The organism is Methylobacterium sp. Leaf112, from assembly GCF_001423295.1.
GTDB lineage: Bacteria > Pseudomonadota > Alphaproteobacteria > Rhizobiales > Beijerinckiaceae > Methylobacterium.
In genome coordinates this window covers 98,370-117,943 of the sequence record NZ_LMNG01000002.1, presented here as the reverse complement: position 1 = coordinate 117,943, position 19,574 = coordinate 98,370, and the positions used below count along the sequence as shown (strand labels likewise).

Genomic DNA, 19,574 nt, shown 5'->3' with positions numbered 1-19,574 from the left:
CGCGCTCCAAGGCTTCGTCGTGCCTCAAAAGGAAGGCGTCCCTACCGCCTTCGCGTGAGACCGTTCGCCTGCATCGACCCCTTCGCCCACCTTCCGGGGACGGGCCTCTCCGGAGGGCGCATCGAAGCCGTTCAGCAACGCGCCCGATGGAACCGTCCGGAGCCGAGCATCGAGAATTCGAGGTATTCGGAAGTCGTCCGGTGAAGTGGAGATCTGTTGTTCAAATAACATACCGACGATTTCGATCGGTTTTCCGCGAATGTTCGCCCGATATGCGTAGTTTGTGACCCTGCGGCTGCGTGCATCTGTGTCCAGCGAAGTCTTCGGTGCGGGGCCGGCCAACGCGACGCGGGTGGTCGGCATGCACCGCGTTCGAGTCCTTCCTGGAGCGGAACCATGCCGATCGGTCTGGCCGGCGCAGTCAGCCTGCGCGAACATTTCCTCAATGCACCCTTCGACGGTCTCGATCGGTCCGAGGTTCTCTCGCTGCTCGCTCAGGATCCGCCGCGAGACTTCGAGGCGCGATCGTTCCGCTACGTCGTCACCCCCAATGTCGACCACGTGGTCCGCCTGAGCGCGGACCCGTCCCTCGCCCCCTGCTACGAGGCCGCCTGGCTCTCGCTCTGCGACAGCAAGCCGATCCTGGTGATGTCGCGGTTGCTGACCCGCGGCGGATTTCTGCACCTTCCGGGCTCGACGCTCACCGAGATCCTGTTCCGGACCGTGATCCGCCCGGGGGATCGCATCGCCCTGGTGGTCGCCAGCGACGCCATCGCGGCGGATATGCGGGTTGCCTTCCCGGACCTCGATCTCGCGATCCTCACGGCACCGCCCGACATCGACGGCGACCCGGCGGCCTTCGCGACCTGCGTCGCTTTCGTCGCCCGCAGCCGCGCCCGCTTCACCTTCATCGCCATCGGCGCGCCGCGCTCCGAGCGGATCGCCTTCCAGGCCTCCCTCGATCCCGACGCGTGCGGAACCGCCCTGTGCATCGGCGCTGCGCTGGAATTCCTGCTCGGCCGCAAGCGCCGCGCTCCGCTCTGGATGCAGCGGACGGGCATCGAATGGCTTCATCGCCTCGCCAGCGAGCCGCACAGGCTCTGGCGTCGCTACCTCCTCGCGGTGCTGCCGTTCGGACGCCTCCTGCTGAAGGAGGGTCTCGCGCGGCTGCCGGCCCGGCGCGCCCTGCCGCCCCGGACGGTCAAGTCCTGAGCACCCGACGCTCCCCATCGGAACCACGGATCGAAGGACGTGCCGGCGATGAAGATCGCGTACCTGATGAACACCTATCCGTTGCCGAGCACGACCTTCATCCGGAGGGAGATCGAGGCGATCGAGGGACTCGGGCACCGGATCCGGCGCTATGCCGTGCGTGCCTGGCCGCAGGCCCTGGTCGATCCCCGCGATCGCGCCGAGCGGGCCGCGACGCATTACCTGCTCACCCGCAACCTGCGTGGTCTGCTGGGCGCGGCCGTGCGCGAGATGCTGGGCAATCCGCGCGGCCTCGCCCGGAGCCTCGGACCGTGGCTGACGCTCGCGCGCGCCGCTCGCAACGGGCCGGTGCGGCCGGTCGCCTACCTCCTGCAGGCGGCCTACCTTCGCCAGCGCGCGGCGGCCGAGGGGATCGACCACATCCACGTGCACTTCGCCACGAATGCCACCACCGTGGCGATGCTGGCGCGGCTCATGGGCGGGCCGAGCTACAGCTTCACCGCCCATGGCCCGGACGAATTCGAAGAGCCGGAGCGGCTGGGCTTCTCCGACAAGATCGCGCAGGCCCGCTTCGCGGTGGCGATCTCGCGGTACTGCCAGGATCGCCTCATCGGACTTGCCCGCCCGGAGGACGGTCCGAAGATCCGTGTGGCGCGCTGCGGGCTCGCCCTCGAGGAGTTCGCGGCGGTGCGCCCGCGCTGGACCGACACCCAGACCCTCGTCTGTGTCGGACGCCTCTGCGCCGCCAAGGGCCAGGTGATGATTCCGGCGGCGGTCGCGGCCCTGCGCGGACGCTTCCCCGACCTCAAGGTCGTCCTGGTCGGCGACGGCGATCGCCGGGCCGAGATCGAGGCGGCCTGCCGCCGCCACGGCGTCGCGGACCGGGTGATCCTGCACGGCTGGGCGAGCAACGCGGAGGTACGCTCCCTCGTCGCCGCGAGTCGCGCCCTTCTGCTCCCAAGCTTCGCCGAAGGCCTGCCCGTCGTGATCATGGAGGCCTTCGCCCTCGGTCGCCCGGTCATCTCGACCCATGTCGCCGGCATTCCGGAGCTGCTCGATGCGCGGTGCGGCTGGCTGATCCCGCCCGGCGACGTCGAAGCGCTGACGCAGGCGATGGAAGCGGCCCTCCTCGCGACGCCCGACGAACTCGCCGCCAAGGGTGCGGTGGGACGGGAGCGCGTCGCGCGCTTGCACGATCGCCGCGCCCTCGCCCGAACCCTGTGGCGGCTGTTCGATGAGGCCGGCGCAATCCGTCGCCCCGCTTTCGCCGACGAACGCGCGGGTGCGAGCACCATATCGTCGGCCGGACTGGCTGATCAGGGTTGACGTCCGAGTCTGTGGTTTCGATCGAAATATTCGATGTCACCTCGATAGTAAGTATTCATATATATAGCTGCGATGTCTGAAATTATAAATAACAAGCTGTCTAATATTCAGAAGTGAGACGATTATTTATTTCGAAATGCTTTCTATGTTCCCGCAACGTCCATCGTCCATTCGTTGTCATCGAGGCCGGTCATGAGCGCGCAGGCTGCCGCAACGTCACAGGGCATCGCATCGCTGGCGCAGCCCTGGCTGCTCGGGGCCGAGCAAATGGGTCTTCCGGCCGCCGGCGAGGCGATAGGCCTCGACCGGCCGGTTGGCACGATGGTCGCGCTCGAGGCGGCCATCCTCGACGCGCTTCCCGCCAGTGCCGGACAAGCCGCACTGCTCGACGCCGGGGCCGGCGAGGCGTGCGGGCTCACCCTGCCGCGCTCGCCGCTCGACGAGACCGATCTGGCGCTCAAGCGCGGCTTCGACCTCATGGTCGCGGCGCTGCTGGTCTTCCTGCTGGCGCCCCTCCTCGTCGCCGTCGCACTCCTGATCCGCTTCACTTCGGAGGGGCCGGTCCTGTTCCGGCAGACGCGCGGCGGCCTGCACGGGCGCCCGTTTGAGATCTACAAGTTCCGGACGATGACGGTTCAGGAGAACGGCACGGCGGTGGTCCAGGCCCGGCGGGGCGACCCGCGGGTGACGCCGCTCGGTCGCTTCCTGCGCAGCAGCAGCCTCGACGAGCTGCCGCAGCTCTTCAACGTGCTGAAAGGCGACATGTCGATGATCGGCCCGCGGCCGCACGCGGTCGACCAGGAGCGGGACTTCGCCCTCCGGGTCGCCGATTACGCCCTGCGCCACCATGTCAGGCCCGGCATCACCGGCTGGGCTCAGGTCTGCGGCTATCGCGGCGAGACCCGGACCGAGGACGCACTCGCCCGCCGGATCGCGTTGGATCTGCAATACATCGAGCGCTGGAGCTTCTGGCTCGATCTGTGGATCATGGTACGGACCTGCCGGGCGGTGCTCGCTCCGCAGAACGCCTACTGATCCCGATCACGCGGGCTCGGGTCGAAGCCCCTCGCGGGCCTCGAACCTCCGGGTTGCCCCTGGGCGCGCGCCAAGCGGACCGCAGGGACAGACCATGTCACGCGCGACGGCCGCCGACGGTACGCGCCGCCCCGCAGCTCAGGGTCGAACCGGGAGCTGCGCGAGGACCGCGCCGGCCTGGTCCCGGATCACCAGCGACCAGCCGACCTCGTAACCGTGCAGCTCCCCCAGTACCGCGTCGGCTTCCGCGAGGGCATGGTCGAGATCGGTGACCTCGACGCCCTCCTCGTCGCGCAGGATGGTCTGGCCATCGGTCAGGTCGAAGTACAGCCGCAGTTTCGCGCCCGCCGCCGTACCGGGGTCGGCCATGGGCCGACGGCTGGAATCGGAGGCGCGCGTCATCGAGCCGGGCTCCGGGCCTGTGTCGCGAGCTTGGCCTGCGCCGCGAGATGGAGCCACAGCGCAGCGGTGGTGACGATGGTTTGTTGTACGGTGTATTCCTGCTGCATCACCATCCCGGGGTGTTCGATCAGGTATTCGAAATAGGGCATCGCGAAGCGGGCGGGATGAATGCGCCGATGGGCCGGCGCGGTCGAATCGCCCTCCGGGAAGATAGCCCAGGCCGGACCGAACAGCCATTCCGGAGAGAAGGCCGATTGAGGCCCGAACCCGTAGATCGTGATGCCGGATGGCACCGGCACGCCCATGGCACGATGGTCCTCGTGAAGCGGATGCCGGACCTGCCGGACCCCGATTCCCGTCGTCAGGCTCAAGCCCAGCTGGTTGGTGCCGAGCAGCCCTTGCGCGGTCTGCATCATCAATCCTAGCAGCTCGGGGTTCCCGCTCAACCGGTGAGCGCGGAGGAACAGGCGGGTCATTCCTTCGCCCGGCGCGGTGCCCTGGCCCCAGCCCGCGGGCGCATAGGGGTGCTTCATGCTGGGATAGGTCCCGCCGCGCTGAACGGCCGCGAACCCGGTCGCCTCGCGGACCAGGCCTACGTCGATCCGTGTGCGGATCTCGGGTTCGGCCTGCGCGGCCCGGGCGTAATCCCAGGCCGCATCCGCCCGGCGCTCGGCGATCCCGAACCCCGTGCTCCAGGCCTCCTCGAAGAGCTGCCCGAACGCCCGTCCCTCGCCCAGCCGGAACAGGGCCGCGGCGGCGGCGACGCGGAATTCCCCCGTCAGCCGCTGCAGCGTCGCCCGGCGTGTTTCCCAGGGCACCGCCGCGAACAGGTCGGTGCGCCGTGCCACCGCGAGGGCATCCGCATAGGCCGTGTCGGGGTCGTTGAAACCGGCCTCGGCCCAGCGCCACGCCCGCAATGCGCTTTCGCGGAACAACTCCGCCAACGCGGCCTGCCCGGCCTCGCGCAGGACCCGCGCGAGGCCGGCGGCCGCGCCGGCGTAACGGTAGGTGGCGAGGGGATCGGGGGCGTAGGCGAAGACCCGGTGGTGTTCGAGAAAGCTCGGCTCGCCGAGGAGCGGGTAGCGGGCACTCTCGATGCCGCCGCTCACGCCGCCGTCCGGCCCCTGGAGACGGCGGAAGAAGTCGAGGAGCCAGATCGGCTCGTGCAGGAGATTGGGCAGGGCGTCGGCGGTGGCGTAGATCGGATCGTCCAGCACCTCGCTCGAACGGGGCAGGCCGAAATCGGTGGTCCGGAGGTGTGGCGGAAGGCCCTCGAACACCTCGAGGAGGAGCGTCGCCACATCGACGTGCTGGATCCGGCGGTCCCAATCGCCCGCATCCATGTAGCCGCCCCAGACGTTCGACGGGGCATTCCCCCCGGTGAGCCATGCCGGCTCGGCCCCCACCTCCGACGAGGCGAACCCGTCCAGTCCCTCCGTGGACCAGGCAAGCGGCATCCGGCTCCGGCGGACCGGGGCCTCGGGCGTCGGCCGGAAGGCGGCGGGGCGGCGATAGCCGAAGCGTCCGTCGAGGGCGATCCCGCTGCGGTGATTGTACAACCCCCCGATCGCGACCCGCGCCGCGCCGAGCCAGACCTCGTCTCCGACCGGGAAGGGATCGGAAACACCGAGCCCGGGGATCCAGAGGCGGTAGCGGCCGGGGCGCTTCGGCTGCCAGGCCGAGTAGTCGAGTTCGAACACGAACGTGCCGGCGCGGTTCGCCGCATGGGCTGGCGCGACGGTGCCGCCGGTGCGGTCGGAGACCGGGAGCGGTCGGTCCGGCCTTGCCGCCACGAAGCCGTCCGGGGTCGGCTGCGCCACCGTGGCGAAGATCGGAATCCGGTCGCCGCCGAGTCCTTCGAGGGCGATCCGCTGGCCGTCCCGCAAGCCATGGGCTTGGGCCGAGACCTGTCCGTCGCGGGCCCGGAACGTGCCGATGGGTCGACGGAGGCCGTCGGCGTCCACGCTGTCGGCCAAGGGTTTGGGCAGGCCGTTGGTGGGCTCCGGTGTGTCGGGTGTGGCCCGCAGGCCGATGTCGCCGGAGAAGGCCGCCGCGCCATTCTCATCCAGGATTGCGAAGCGCTTCACTCCGTAGCGGCGAAAATCCACGGCCCCCAGGTCGGGGCCACCCGGCAGCCAGAGGGCGAGGTAGGCGGTCTTGGCGATGTCGGCCGGGGCGTGCCCGAGTTGGGTGCCACGTAGGGCGAGGGCCCGGGTGGTGCGGTCGTCGTAGGTGAAGGCCGTCGGTGGCAGCAGGTTGCCGGGCCACGCGAGGGTGTGGGTTCCGCGCGGAACCGGGCCGTCGAGCTTGAGATAGATCTGATGGCGGAAGCTCGCGCCCGTCCGGGTCGCGCCGCCCTCATCGTAAAAGATCCCCGATTCGTAGGGCATCGATTTGCGGTAGACGGCCACCACCCGGCGGCCGCCGATCCGGCCGTAGCCCGCAGCGGCGTCGATCGCCCCTCGATCGAGGTGATGACCCGGCGGCGCGTCGCTCGAACGCAGGTGGTCGCGCTTGGGGCCGATCACCTGGGCCCACGCGTCCCCGTGCCGGACCCAGGTGCCGGGCGCCTCGGATCGGGGCGCATCGAGGGCGAGGATGCGGCCCGGCACGAATGGCGGGTCGCGCACCTCCACCGCCAGGATGTCCGGGGTGGCGACCGTGATCTCCTGAACGCTCACCAGGCCGGGAGCCGGTTCGGTCCGGGCGGGTTGAACGCTCGGGGCCGCCGCGAGGAGCAGGCTGGCGAGGATCGAGCGGGTGAGTCGTGCGCTACCCACTTTCATCGGCCATCCGGAACCCGAGCCGATGTTCCGGCCAATCCAGTATCGAGCGCGGGTGACTCGCGCGAGGACGACGCGGCCGGGCACGGTTCAGAGATACCGCCGCAGGAGTTCGGCGCGGGTGCGATAGACCGTATCCTCGTCGAACCGCGTGCCGGTGCGGGCCGCGGCCCGTATCAGGCCCGCGAGACCCGCGCGGTCGCGGTCGAGGTCCGTGAGCCCGGAAACCAACGCATTCCCATCGTCCATCAGAACGAGGCGCCCTCCTCCGTCCTGGCCTATCAGGTCCTCCGAGTAGGGACTGCCGTAGCCGATGAGCGGCGTGCCGCAGACGAGGGACTCGATGAGACATCGCGGGGATTCGGGCGTGCGATGGCAGAACAGGAACAGGTGGGCCGCGCGCATGGCAGCCAGAAGCTTCTGGCGATCACCCTCGAAGCCGGGCAGCGCCACACAATCGGCGAGGCCGAGTTCGCCCGCCCGTGCCTGCATGGTCTCGCGCAGGGGGCCATCGCCCCACCAGGTCGCCGTGAACCGCATCCCGCTCTGCCGAGCCCGATGGAGCGCGTCCAGCCAGTCGAGCGGCCCCTTCATGGCGTCGGCCCTGCCGACATAGACGATCTTCAGCGGCTCGCCCTTCAGGAGAGCGCGGCATTTGTCCGCGAGCGCGGTCTCCGTGACGAGGTCGTCGCGGGTGGTGTGGGTGTCGTAGACACAGAACGGGTTCCGCGCATGGGGGGCGTAGGTCCGGAACGTATCCTGCCCCTGGAACAGGCCGAGATGGCTGCGCGCGATCAGGTGCTGATGGTAGCGTACCATCAGTGGCAGCGTGAGCGCGTTCTTCATGCGTCTGCGGAGCGGTGCATCCGTCCCTGTCCGGCGGATCACCTCGTGCTCGACCCGGTCGAACCAGACGGCGTAGGGCCGCCGTCGGCGGATCGATTCGAGGGCGGCGACGCCGCCCCAGTCTCCGGCGAGTGAGCCGAGGGTGTAGCAGAGATAGCGGCTTCTCCGCACGAGGTCCGTCAAGCGGCGGCGCGTCGAGGCGTACCGCGCCGCGAACGTCGCGACGCGGTAGGCCTCCGGCAGGGCGCCGACGGACAGGCGATCCGCGCAGGCGAGATCGTCGACCGGACGCCAGACGGTGGAAGCCTCACCAACGGCGGGCGGACCCGCGCCCGCGTCGATGCCCGTATAGGTGATCCGAGCGAAGTTCTCGCCCCAGCGATCGAGGCCCGCGCAGGTCTGATCGTCGAGGCACAGCCGCCCCCCGATCCGCCGCAACGGCACGTGGGTGACGAGAAGCACGCTGTCCGGGACCGGGTCGGAGGCCGGGAGGGCGATCGCTTCGCCGTGCGTACCGAAACCTCCGTCGCCGTTCGTGTGCGATCGCGCTGCGACGGCGAGCGGGTCTCGTGCGAGAATCGTGGAATCCGATCGGTGGGACATCTGCGGTTCGCCTGCCGGTGGAGATCGGCCCGACGACGCTAGGAACGCGTAAGGATCGGCACAACACCTTCTTTGTACGCGGTGCCCGCATGGCCTCGTCCCGAAGTGGTACGATGGCCGGTGGTCCGGTCGAGCCCTCGCCGCGACCGCCGAGCGCTCCTGCCCTGCTCAGCCGAACCGGAAGCGAAGTAATCCCTGCTCCCCTCGTGTCGCACGGGTTACGTCGCGGGCCGGAGCGCCTTGCGTTCGGGCCTTGGCGACAAGGATCGCATGGACGCCGGCATCGACGCCGGCATGTGTGCCCGCACTTGCACTTGATAGGCCACGCCGAGGATCAGTCCGATCGCCACCGCGAGGAGGTACAGACTATCGCGCAACAGCAGGATGTATTCGAGGGTCGAGTGAAGACAGACCATCAGGAGGCCGACGCCGAGGCCGATGAGCAGATCGCCCTCCGGGCCGGCTCGGCTCGGCCAACCGATCCGGAAGGTGGTGACGAGAGGGTAGCCCAGCAGAAGCACGAAGGCGACGAGGCCGAACCAGCCGGTCTCGGAGGCGGCCAACAGGTAGGCGTTGTGGACGAGGTTGTTCCGGTTGCCCTCGTTGGCGATGACGCCGGCGCGTTCCGAGTAGCCGAAGTTCTTGGCGACATAGACGTAGTGGTTCGCGCCAACTCCGAGCGGGTTGCCGAGCAGGATGGCGGTCGCTGCCCGCTCGAAGGCCGCCCGCTCGTCGTATTCCTCCTCGCGTAGGGGATCGCGTTCGAAGCGCTTCTCGAACGAGGTGACGGCGAGCGGTGCGAAGCTCAGGGCGACGCAGCAGCCGGCGATGCCGAGCAAGCCCTTGCGCAGGGTCAGATGGCGCAGGCTCGACAGCACGTAGATCAGCACGAGGCCGAGAGCCGCGTAGAGCAGCGCGGCCCGCGACGTCGTGAGCACCACGGTCGCCATGCCGGTAAGCGGTACCAGGATGGTGGCCCAGCTTCGACGGCCGGCGAGCAGGAGCGCGACTTGAGGCAGCACCGCGAGGTGGAGGACGAGGCCCAGGGTGTTCTGGTGAGCGAAGGTTCCGCTGGTTTGCACGATGCCGAGGCCGAAGCGTTGGTAGGCCGTGAGGGCGCATTCGAGGACGACGCCGAGCGCCATCCCGGTCAGCAGGTTGCCCGCCACCTTCGGATCGGTGCTCGCCCGTGCCACGACGATGAGCAAGAGCGCGGCGCGGCAGATCTGCCAGAAGTAGAAGAAGGCCGCCGTGGGCTCCGCCGCCTGGCCGATCGAGAGCAGGACGGCGACGAGGTAGAGCGCCAGAATGATCGAGAAGGGCGAGCGCAAGGGCGGCCGCGCAAGCCCGACATAGATCGCCAGACCGAGGAGATCGAAGGCGCTGACCTCGATTCCGCTGACGAGGCCGGGCCAGTCCGCCCCCCAGCTCAGCACTGCGAAATCGAGCTGTGGCAGCCCCGGCTGCAGGAACGGCAGCAGGCCCATCAGAATCCACAGCCGCTTGCCGAGCACAGCACCGCCGCGGACCCAGACGGCGAACGGCACCATCATGCCGAGGCCGGTGGCGAGGATCAGCTCTTTCACCACGGTCGCTCGTTCCCGTTCATGCCATCGAATGCCTGACATTCGTGACGCGACGATAGCGGCCCACGCTCACGGGGCGTGCCTGCGTCGTTCTGAGGAGCCGGCTCACCCGAGGTCGGTAGGCCCTACGCCCTTCGGCGCGGGTTCGGAGAAGCCGTCCTGCGAATGGCGGCGTTCGCGGGCGCCGGACCCCTTCTAGGCTGACCGCCGCAGCGGCCGAGGCCGGCTGGCGAACGGATCAGGCGGGCAGGGCGACACGTGATCCCTCGGCACGCGTGATCCCGGCCGGCCGGCCGTTCTGTCTGATTTCCGGCGAGTGACTTGTTCCAGGAGCGTACCCGATGAGCACACTGACGATCTCGCGTGGCGCGATCCTCAGCGGCAGCGCGTGGATCATCGGCATCTACGGCGTCAGCGTGATCGTGCGCTTCGCCTCCAACGTCCTGCTGTCAAGGCTCGTCGCGCCGGAGATCTTCGGGATGGTGGTGGTGATCCTGGCGATCCGGATGGGGGCCGAACTCCTGTCCGACGTCGGCCTCGGTCAGAACGTGGTCACCAATCCCCGCGGTGATCAGCCGGCCTTCTACAACACGGTCTGGACCCTGCAGGTGCTGCGCGGGCTGTTGCTGTGCGGGCTGTGCTGCGCCTTCGCGGGCCCGCTCGCCGAGCTCTACGGCGTGCCGGCGGCCGCCATCCAGTTCGGGGCGCTCACCCTGGCGGTCCTCGGTATGACCTCGACCTCGCAGTTTCTCCTGCAAAAACGCTTGCGCGTTCAGACCCTCACCCTGTTCGATTTCTTCCAGGATACCATCGGCACCGCCTTGATGCTGCTCTTGGTCTATTGGAGCCCGACGATCTGGTCGATCTTGCTCGGAAACCTGTTGAGCGCGCTGCTGCGCGTCGGTGGCAGCTTTCTGCTCCCCGAGGGCGGCAACCGCCCAATGCTCGACCGACGTCATGTGGGCGAGATCTTCTCGTTCGGGAAGTGGATCTTCCTCTGGTCGATGCTCGGGTTCTTCAGTCTCAACTTCGATCGTCTGTATCTCGGCAGCGTCGCACCCCTGGCGCTGCTCGGCATCTACGGCATCGCCCGCACCATGGCCGAATTGCCGGCGCTCCTCGCCGGACGGCTCGGCCACTCCCTCGTCTTTCCCCTGGTGTCCGCGGCCGGAGAGATGCCACCCGCGCGGCTGCGACGGGAGATCGGCTCGATCCGCCTCTGTTTCCTGCTCGCCGCGGCGGTTGGGATCGGGGCCGCGGCGGCGGGCGGCGATTTCGCCATCCGGGCGATCTACGACACGCGTTACGCGCTCGCGGCCGCCATGCTACCGCTGCTGCTGCTCGGCACCTGGGCAACGGTGCTTTGCACCACGAACGAATACGTTCTGATCGGACGCGGCAAACCGCAATACGGCACCGCTGCGAGCAGCGTGAAGCTCGCCTATCTGGTGATCGGCTTGCCGCTCGCCTTCACGGCCGGCGGCATGCTCGGAGCGATCCTCATCCTGGTGACCGCCGACGCGGTCCGTTACGCGGTACTCCTCGTCGCTCAGGTCCGAACGCGCGTCAGCTTCGGCGCGCAGGATCTTCTCGCCACCGCTGTGCTCCTCGCAACGCTGTTGATGCTGACCGCTCTGCGCGCGGGGCTGTCCCTCGGAACGGCCTTCGACGGCCTGTGGCACCTGTGAGGGGGCCGCGATGATCGAGCCTGCGTGCCGGACCCCGATCCTGGGTGTCGTCGTGATCGGGCGCAACGAGGGGGAGCGGCTGCGAGCCTGCTTCGAATCGATCGACCGCACCATTGGTCCCGTGGTCTACGTCGATTCCGGCTCGACCGATGGCAGCGTCGCCCTCGCGGAGAACCTCGGCGTCGCCGTCGTTGTTCTCGATACGGCCCGGCCTTTCACGGCGGCCCGGGCGCGCAACGCCGGTTTCGCGAGGCTGCGGGATCTCGCGCCAAGCCTCGCCTTCGTGCAGTTCATGGATGGCGATTGCGCCCTCGCGCCGGGCTGGCTCGGCGAGGCCCACACCTCTCTCTCGGCACGCCGCGACGTCGCCGTCGTCTGCGGGCGACGGCGGGAACGCCACCCCGAGCGTTCCGTGTTCAATCGCCTGTGCGATCTCGAATGGGACACCGCCCCCGGGGAAGCCCTGGAATGCGGTGGCGATTTCCTGGTTCGCACCGAGGCCTTCGCGGCGGTGGGCGGCTTCGACGGTGGCCTCATCGCCGGCGAGGAGCCGGAACTCTGCGTCCGATTGCGCGCGCGAGGCTGGCGGATCTGGCGCCTCGACGCCGAGATGACCTTGCACGACGCCAACATCACGAGCCTGCGTCAGTGGTGGTGGCGCATGGTCCGCAGCGGCCATGCCTTCGCCCAGGTCGCACGGGTCCATCGCGGCTCGCCCCACGCCATCTGGCGGGCGGCGGTGCCGCGGGCGGTCTTCTGGGGCGTGGGCCTGCCGGTTCTGAGCGGCCTCGGCGTCTTCGTCCACCCCGCTGCGGCCCTGCTCACGCTGCTCTACCCGGTCCAGCTCTGCCGCATCGCGCGCCGCCGGAGCGTCGCCGGACGGGGGGCTTGGGCCTATGCGGGCTTCACGCTCCTGGGTAAGCTCCCGGAAGTCTTCGGAATCGCGACGTTCTACGCAAATCGAATGAGCCGACGCTCGGCAGCCTTGATCGAGTACAAGTGACCGGGAGACTTGTGACCGGGAGACTTGCCGAAGTTCGCTGCGGGCATGAACCCCCGCCGTGTCACCGCCATACGACGCCCGTGGTGTCGCTCGTCGCGGATTGAGGACGCGGGGGCCCTTTCGTGGCCAAATCGAATCCCAACGAGCGCCTGGAACACCGTGGACGATCGACAACCGCACGCGAATGGACATCGAAAGTCAGGATTTCTCACGAACGAAGGCCGTATCTTGCGGCTTGATGCCACAACTCGACATTCGGATCCGCGGCTCTATCCCCTCCCGACAGGAAAGCTTATCGATACGCTTTTTCCCATAGTAATAATACCGATTAACATATGCGAAATCGTGTTCTTTTGTGGCGAATTACAGTGGATGGGCAGGTCCATCAAATGTGAGGATACGCAGTGGCTAGCATTTCGGGTACGAATATCGGCGACCAGCTCACTGGAACGGCCGAGGACGACATCATCCTCGGTTTGCTGGGGAACGATACGATCACCGATCCGGGTGGCTTCAACCGGATCGACGGCCAAGACGGCAACGATTCGATCTTCGGCGGGCCGAACGTGGATTACATCGCTGGCGGTCCCGGCGACGACCTGATCCGGGGCGGCGCCGGTTCGGACCAGATCATCGGTGAGGCTGGCAACGACACCATCTACACCGATGATGGAAATGATTACGCCGCCGGCAATCCTGGTGACGACATCCTGTATGGGGGCGCCGGCAACGACTTCCTTATTGGCGAGGCGGGACGAGACCAGGTCTTCGGCGAGGCTGGCAACGATCTCGTTGCCGGCGGGGACGATGACGATCTCGTCGATGGCGGTGATGGCGACGACTACGTCGATGGCGATCTTGGCAACGACACGTTGTTGGGGTCCGCTGGTAACGATACGGTTTTCGGCGACTTTGGCGACGACAGAATGTCGGGCGGCTCCGGCACCAACACGCTCGACGGTGCGGCCGGGTACGATACGGCGGTCTTCAATTTCAACTTCAGGGATGCGGGCGTCATCGACTCCGCCGGGTCGCTGGCGAAGATCTCCGGAACCGGCAGCTCTGACACGGTCAAGAATACGGAGGCTTTCGAGTTTCAGGACAGGACCATCGTGCAGGCCGATGGGCAGCCCGGCGTGGACGATCTGTTCTACCTCAGCCGGAATGGCGATGTGTTTGACGCCGGTCTCGATGCCGATGCGCATTTCGCCGAGTACGGATGGCGTGAGGGACGCGATCCAAATGCCTTCTTCGACACCAAGGGGTATCTCGCTGCCTACGGCGACGTCGCCGCTGCGGGGATCAATCCCCTCGAACATTACCTGACCTATGGCTGGAAGGAGGGACGTGACCCGTCCGCGAACTTCGATACCAAGGCTTACCTTGCGCAGAACGGCGACGTCGCTGCAGCCGGGCTCAATCCGCTTCAGCATTTCCTCGAGTACGGCGCTGGCGAAGGTCGTGCCGTGGTTGCGGGGGATGGGGCCTTCGCTCAGGCGGCCGGGGTCGGCATCTACGTCTGACCTCGAGCTTTTGCTTCAGTAGGCAGGCGACGGTCCCGCAGCTCTCGCGGCTGCGGGACCAGACTTGCGCCCGAATCCGCTCGACCGAGGCACACCGCCGATGCCTCGCGCTGTCGAACGTATTTGATGGCAACCCCCTCGCGAAAGACCGTGACGATGCAGAAGGACTCCGCCGAGTTGGTTTCGGCACTGTCGCGGTGCCGTACGGCATTTCTCGGCGTGGCCGCCATGAGCGGTTTCGTGAACGTGCTCTATCTGACGGGCTCGTTCTTCATGCTCGAAGTCTATGATCGCGTCATTCCCAGCCGATCCGTGCCGACTCTCGTCGGCCTCTGTGCCCTCGTTCTCGTGCTTTATGGCTTCCAGGGGCTCCTCGAGACCCTGCGCGCCCGGGTGCTGATCCGGATCGGCGCGGCCCTGGACGAGGCTCTCAGCGCGCGCGTCTTCGACATCGTCGTGCGCGCGCCCCTCAAGGGCGCCACCCCCGGCGATGGCCTCCTGCCCTTGCGCGACCTCGATGCCCTGCGCGCCTTCCTCGGCGGGTCCGGCCCGTCCGCCTTCTTCGATCTGCCCTGGATGCCGATCTATCTGCTGATCTGCTTCCTGTTCCATCCGCTCATCGGGGTCGCCGCGGTGGTGGGAGCGGCCGTGCTCGCGACCTTCGGCCTCCTGACGGATTGGGCGACGAAGCATCCGGCGCAGACGGCAACCGGCCACGGCCTGCGCCGCAACGGCCTCGCGGAGGCCGGGCGCCGCAATGCCGAGGTTCTGGCCGCCATGGGCATGCAGGGACGCCTCGCTGCACGCTGGACCGGGGCCAACCGCGACTACATGCGGGCCCAGCAGCACGCCTCCGACGTCGCCGGCGGGTTCGCGGCTGCGTCCAAGGTGTTCCGCATGGCCCTGCAATCGGGCGTGCTCGCGATCGGCGCCTATCTCGTCATCAACGGCCAGGCCAGTGCGGGCATCATCATCGCGAGCTCGATCCTGGTGGCGCGAGCGCTCGCTCCGGCCGAACTCGCCATCGCCAACTGGAAGGGTTTCGTCCAAGCCCGGCAATCCTGGGCGCGCCTGTCGGAGCTCTTCGCCCGCATGCCGGCGAGCCGCCAGCGCCACGCGCTGGCGGCTCCCAGCCGATCCCTTCAGGTCGAGAGTCTCAGCGTCGCCCCCCCCGGCACTCCGCGCCTTGTGGTCCAGGACGTCAATCTCAGCCTCCAGGCTGGCCAGGGGCTCGGCATCATCGGGCCGTCCGCCTCGGGCAAGTCGAGCCTGGTCCGCGCCCTCGCGGGCGTCTGGCCGGCGGTGCGCGGCAAGGTCCGCCTCGATGGGGCGGCGCTCGACCAGTGGTCGGCCGACGACCTCGGAGTCCATCTCGGTTTCCTGCCCCAGGAGGTGGAGCTGTTCGCCGGCACCATCGCCGAGAACATCGCCCGCTTCGACCCGCAGCCCCCCTCCGGGGCGGTGATCGCCGCGGCGCAGGCGGCGGGTGTGCACGATCTGATCCTGCGTCTTCCCGAAGGCTACGACACCCGGATCGGCGATGGCGGGGCGGGCCTGTCTGCGGGCCAGCGCCAGCGCATCGGGCTGGCGCGTGCGCTCTACGGCGACCCCTTCCTGGTGATCCTGGACGAGCCCAACGCCAACCTCGACGCCGAGGGCGAGAATGCCCTGACCGAGGCGATCCTCGGCGTTCGACGGCGCGGCGGTCTCTGCATCGTCATCGCCCACCGGCCGAGCGCGCTCGCCGCCGTCGACCTCATCCTGATGATGGCGGAGGGGCGAGCCCAGGCCTTCGGCCCTAAGGACGAAGTGCTGAAGCGCGTGCTGCGCCCGGCGCCCGTTCTCGTGGAGACGCGTCCCGCCGACACCCGCGCCAAGGCCGGCGCCCTGCAGGAGCGTGCCTGATGGATCTCGCGCTCCCCTCCACGGGTCCCGCCTCCCCGGAGCCGCCTGCCGCCACCGAGGAGTCGATCGCGCGGGAGTCGATCCGCCGCCATCTCGTCGTCGGCTTCGTCCTCAGTCTGCTCCTGGTGGTGGGGGTCGGCGGCTGGGCGACGTTCACCGAGATCTCGGGTGCGGTGATCGCGCCAGGTCAACTCGTGGTCGAGTCCGATCTGAAGAAGGTGCAGCACCCGACGGGCGGTGTCGTCGGTGAGTTGCGGGTACGCGAGGGCGCCCGGGTCCAGGCCGGCGACATCCTCATCCGCCTCGACGAGACCCAGGTCCGGGCCAACCTCGACATCATCCTGAAGGCGCTGGACGAGCTATCCGGCCGCCGCGCCCGCAACGAAGCCGAGCGCGACGGCGCCACCCACATCACCTTCCCACCCGAGTTGCTGGCGCGCGCCGGCAGCGACCGGGCGGTAGCCCACCTGATCGATGGGGAAACCCGGCTGTTCAGTGCCCGCGTCGCCGGGCGCGCGGGTCAGAAGGCGCAGCTGCGCGAGCGAGCACAGCAACTTCGCGAAGAAATCAAGGGCCTTTCCGAGCAGATCGCGGCCAAGGCGCGCGAGGTCGGGTTCATCACCGGCGAGCTGCAAAGCGTGCGCGAACTCTACAGCAAGAACCTGGTGCCCCTCGCCCGCGTCAATGCCCTTGAGCGGGATGCCACCCGGCTCGATGGCGAGCGCGGACAGCTCATCGCCGCGACGGCCTCCGCGCGTGGCAAGATCGCAGAGACCGAGTTGCAGATCCTGCAGATCGATGGCGACATGCGGACGGAGACCGGAAGGGATCTCGCCGAGATTCGGGGCAAGTGGTCGGAATTCGTCGAGAAGCGGGTCGCGGCAGAGGATCAGCTCAAACGCGTCGACCTCCGCGCACCGCAATCCGGCATCGTGCATCAGATGACCGTGCACACCATCGGCGGGCTGGTGACGCCCTCCGAGCCTGCCATGCTCATCGTGCCAGAGGCCGACCAACTCGCGGTCGAGGTGAAGATCCAGCCGCAGGACATCGACAACGTCCGCCTCGACCAGCCGGCCGTCCTTCGCTTTCCCGCGTTCAACCAGCGCACCACGCCGGAGATCGGCGGCGTGGTGAGCCGGGTCTCCGCGGATGTCAGCGTCGATCCGAAGACGGGTTCGAGCTACTATACCGCCCGGATCCGTGTGCCCGAGGACCAGCGGCAGCGGCTCGGCAGCGTGCGCCTCGTGCCCGGAATGCCCGTGGAGAGCTTCGTGCAGCTCGGGGATCGTTCGGTGTTGAGCTACCTGCTCAAGCCGTTCTCCGATCAGGTCGCCAAGGCGTGGCGCGAGCGGTAGCGGTGTCTGGTGCCGCCGATCAGGGGGCGATGCTCGATCCCTTTCTCGGCGCCCGGGAGACCAGACGATAGAATGTCCCGATCGCGACCACAAAGACGGCCAGACCGATGAGGGGGGTGAAGGGGGTGACCGCGGGACCTGTGATCGCCAGGGAGGCGCTGCGGCCGGTGAGGGTGTCCGCACCGGCCAGAAGTACGCCGATGAAGCTCTCCCCGACGAGGAAGCCCGAGGACAGGAGCACGCCGCGACGGCGCACCGCCTCGTAAGCGTCGTCCGTGGCCGACGTGCGACCCTCGAACCCGCTCCGAAAGGCCCGCTCGCTCAACCAGGCGATGACACCCCCGATGGCGATCGTGACGACGACGTTCAGCGGAAGATAGATCCCGATTCCCACCGTCAGAGCGGGAAAGACGCGTCCGCTTCGGCGCAACCAAGCCTCGAAACCCACGAGCAAGGCGCCGAGCCCCATGCCCGTGAGCACCATGGCCCAGGGCAGCTCGCCGTGAACGATGCCGCTGGCGATCTGCGTCATCAGGGCTGCCTGTGGCGCCGGCAGGGCCGCGGCTTCGTCCATGCCTTCCCGCGGCAGGGCGCCGACGAAGCCGTAGGCATTGTAAAGGAGCGCCAGCAGGGGTGCGATGACCAGGGATCCGACGCCGACACCGACGATCAGCACCGACTCCTGTCGCCAGGGCGTCGCGTCGACGAGCTGGCCCGTCTTCAAGTCCTGCAGGTTGTCGTTGGCGATGGACGCCATGGTGACGATCACCGCCGCGATGAAAAGGGCGAGGCCGATGACGAACCGGTCTCCCTCGGGTCCCGCCGCGCGGCCAACCACGAGGGGCAGCAACAGGGCCACCAACATCGTGGTGAGGATGCCGATGCCGGAGATCGGACTCGATGACGAACCGAGTAGACCCGCAAGGTAGCCGCACGCCGCCGCCATGAGAAAGCCGAATGACACGGTGAACACCGTCGCGGCGAGGATCAGCACCGGAAGCAGGCCGGCGAGTTCGGCACCCATCGAGAACTGCCCGAACAGCAGGGCCAGTGGAACGGTCAGCGCGGCGGCCGCTCCGACGACCCAGGTGATGGGAATGTCCCGCTCCTGGCGCGGCAGTTCGCTGAGTCCTCGGCCGGTACCGCGCGCGGCCTTCAGGGCGGCGCGGACGCTGGCGAGGATCGGTCCCACCAGGCTCGCCACGGTCCAGGCGCCTCCGACCGCGATGATGCCCGCCCCGATCAAGCGCACCTGCCCCGACCAGACCGCTTCCGCCGCGGCATCGGGCGCGAGCCCGCCCTCGGGCGCGAACGCCGTCATGAAGGGGACGGCCAGGCCCCAGGCGATGATCACGCCGGTGAGCAGGGCGAGGCAGGCGCCGATGCCGACGAGATAGCCGACCCCGACGAGGGCGAGGGAGAAGCCGGTCCCGACGCGAAACAAGGCGTGGCCCGCCTGCAGGGTCGTGTGCAGGCCCTCACCGAGAAGGCGCAGGCCGCTCGTCCCGAACGCGATCAGTGCCGCCGCGCCGCCGGCGCCGAGCAGGTCGCGCAGGCCGGAGCCCCCGGCGCCGTGATCGCCCGATGTGTCACCGGCTTTCAGTACCTCGGCAGCGGCGGCCCCTTCCGGGAACGGCAATCCCGCTTCGGCCACGAGCGCCCGCCGAAGGGGGATCGAGTAGGCGACGCCGAGCAGTCCGCCGAGGAGACACACGCCGCTCGTCTGCCACAAGGGAAATCCGTTCCAATGTCCGATCAAGATCAGGCCCGGCAAGACCAGGATGACGTTGCACAGCGTCCCTGCCGCCGAGGCCTGGGTCTGAACGATGTTGTTCTCCAGGATGGAGCTGTCGCCGAACAACCGCAGCAGTCCCATCGATAGCATCGCGGCTGGGATCGACGACGAGAACGTCATTCCCGTCTTGAGGCCCATGTAGACGTTGGCTGCCATGAACACGACCGTGATGGCGGCCCCGAGCAACAGACCACGAAGGGTCAGCTCACGGGACCGGTCCGCATGCGTGCGTTGTCGGCCGGTCTGAGCATTCATCGATCAAACCTTCCCGTGCGTCCGATGCACCGCCATCGGCCGATCGCTCGGCGGCCCGCCCCGGATGTGCCCGGACGGTGTCCACGGTGCCTGGAGAAGCCATTGTGTATGCCATGAAGAGGTTATCGGAAAGGTCGATAGCCTAGAACGAAGCTATCCAAGCATAAAAATCAAGAATTAACATAGTTTAATTTAGGTTTATCATCGCACATCGGAACAATAGAATCATACATGCGTTGTCGATCCAACATCAT

14 protein-coding genes are annotated in these 19,574 nt (G+C 68.1%); 8 read left to right on the top strand and 6 right to left on the bottom strand.

The window, feature by feature from the left end:
• Nucleotides 1-24: 24 nt before the first annotated feature.
• Nucleotides 25-363 carry a hypothetical protein gene (locus tag ASF52_RS23040; protein WP_156629947.1) on the bottom strand — a complete coding sequence of 113 codons (339 nt, stop codon included), beginning with the start codon at nucleotides 361-363 and terminating at the stop codon, nucleotides 25-27.
• A 33-nt stretch (nucleotides 364-396) separates the two neighbouring features.
• Here ASF52_RS23040 and ASF52_RS02875 point away from each other — a divergent pair, with 33 nt between their 5' ends.
• From ASF52_RS02875 to ASF52_RS02865, 3 genes are all read left to right on the top strand, one after another.
• Nucleotides 397-1,212 carry a WecB/TagA/CpsF family glycosyltransferase gene (locus ASF52_RS02875; protein ID WP_056167279.1) on the top strand — a complete coding sequence of 272 codons (816 nt, stop codon included), beginning with the start codon at nucleotides 397-399 and terminating at the stop codon, nucleotides 1,210-1,212.
• Nucleotides 1,213-1,260: 48 nt separating this feature from the next.
• Nucleotides 1,261-2,538, top strand: a complete 1,278-nt coding sequence (locus ASF52_RS02870) for a glycosyltransferase family 4 protein (RefSeq protein WP_082515160.1) — start codon at nucleotides 1,261-1,263, stop codon at nucleotides 2,536-2,538.
• A gap of 192 nt (nucleotides 2,539-2,730) precedes the next feature.
• Nucleotides 2,731-3,573, top strand: coding sequence for an exopolysaccharide biosynthesis polyprenyl glycosylphosphotransferase (locus ASF52_RS02865; protein WP_056167278.1), 843 nt, complete (start codon nucleotides 2,731-2,733; stop codon nucleotides 3,571-3,573).
• 138 nt (nucleotides 3,574-3,711) lie between these two features.
• On the opposite strand, the gene ASF52_RS02860 is transcribed toward ASF52_RS02865, so the two are convergent.
• The 4 genes from ASF52_RS02860 to ASF52_RS02845 form a co-directional block, all read right to left on the bottom strand.
• Complete coding sequence (locus tag ASF52_RS02860) at nucleotides 3,712-3,975, bottom strand: DUF6894 family protein (protein WP_244473121.1); 264 nt, start codon at nucleotides 3,973-3,975, stop codon at nucleotides 3,712-3,714.
• Nucleotides 3,972-6,761 (bottom strand): glycoside hydrolase family 9 protein, encoded by a 2,790-nt coding sequence (locus ASF52_RS02855; protein WP_056167272.1) that lies wholly within the window; start codon nucleotides 6,759-6,761, stop codon nucleotides 3,972-3,974. Before ASF52_RS02855 ends, ASF52_RS02860 begins: the two co-directional genes overlap by 4 nt.
• Before the next feature lie 87 nt (nucleotides 6,762-6,848).
• Nucleotides 6,849-8,066, bottom strand: a complete 1,218-nt coding sequence (locus ASF52_RS02850) for a glycosyltransferase (RefSeq protein ID WP_162241010.1) — start codon at nucleotides 8,064-8,066, stop codon at nucleotides 6,849-6,851.
• Nucleotides 8,067-8,425: 359 nt separating this feature from the next.
• On the bottom strand, nucleotides 8,426-9,793 hold the full coding sequence (locus ASF52_RS02845) for an O-antigen ligase family protein (RefSeq protein ID WP_056167269.1): 1,368 nt from the start codon (nucleotides 9,791-9,793) through the stop codon (nucleotides 8,426-8,428).
• 341 nt (nucleotides 9,794-10,134) lie between these two features.
• Here ASF52_RS02845 and ASF52_RS02840 point away from each other — a divergent pair, with 341 nt between their 5' ends.
• The 5 genes from ASF52_RS02840 (at nucleotide 10,135) to ASF52_RS02820 (ending at nucleotide 17,270) form a co-directional block, all read left to right on the top strand.
• Entirely contained in the window at nucleotides 10,135-11,481 is a 1,347-nt protein-coding gene (locus ASF52_RS02840; RefSeq protein ID WP_056167267.1) for an oligosaccharide flippase family protein, read from the top strand.
• A 10-nt stretch (nucleotides 11,482-11,491) separates the two neighbouring features.
• Entirely contained in the window at nucleotides 11,492-12,484 is a 993-nt protein-coding gene (locus ASF52_RS02835) for a glycosyltransferase family 2 protein (RefSeq protein ID WP_056167264.1), read from the top strand.
• A 404-nt stretch (nucleotides 12,485-12,888) separates the two neighbouring features.
• Entirely contained in the window at nucleotides 12,889-14,007 is a 1,119-nt protein-coding gene (locus tag ASF52_RS02830) for a calcium-binding protein (protein ID WP_056167260.1), read from the top strand.
• 156 nt (nucleotides 14,008-14,163) lie between these two features.
• Entirely contained in the window at nucleotides 14,164-15,912 is a 1,749-nt protein-coding gene (locus ASF52_RS02825; protein ID WP_156629946.1) for a type I secretion system permease/ATPase, read from the top strand.
• A complete protein-coding gene (locus tag ASF52_RS02820; RefSeq protein WP_082515158.1) occupies nucleotides 15,912-17,270 on the top strand; it encodes an HlyD family type I secretion periplasmic adaptor subunit in 1,359 nt (452 codons plus the stop codon). The genes ASF52_RS02825 and ASF52_RS02820 overlap by 1 nt, the downstream gene beginning before the upstream one ends.
• Before the next feature lie 19 nt (nucleotides 17,271-17,289).
• On the opposite strand, the gene ASF52_RS02815 is transcribed toward ASF52_RS02820, so the two are convergent.
• Entirely contained in the window at nucleotides 17,290-19,320 is a 2,031-nt protein-coding gene (locus tag ASF52_RS02815) for an OPT family oligopeptide transporter (RefSeq protein ID WP_056167254.1), read from the bottom strand.
• Nucleotides 19,321-19,574: the final 254 nt, after the last annotated feature.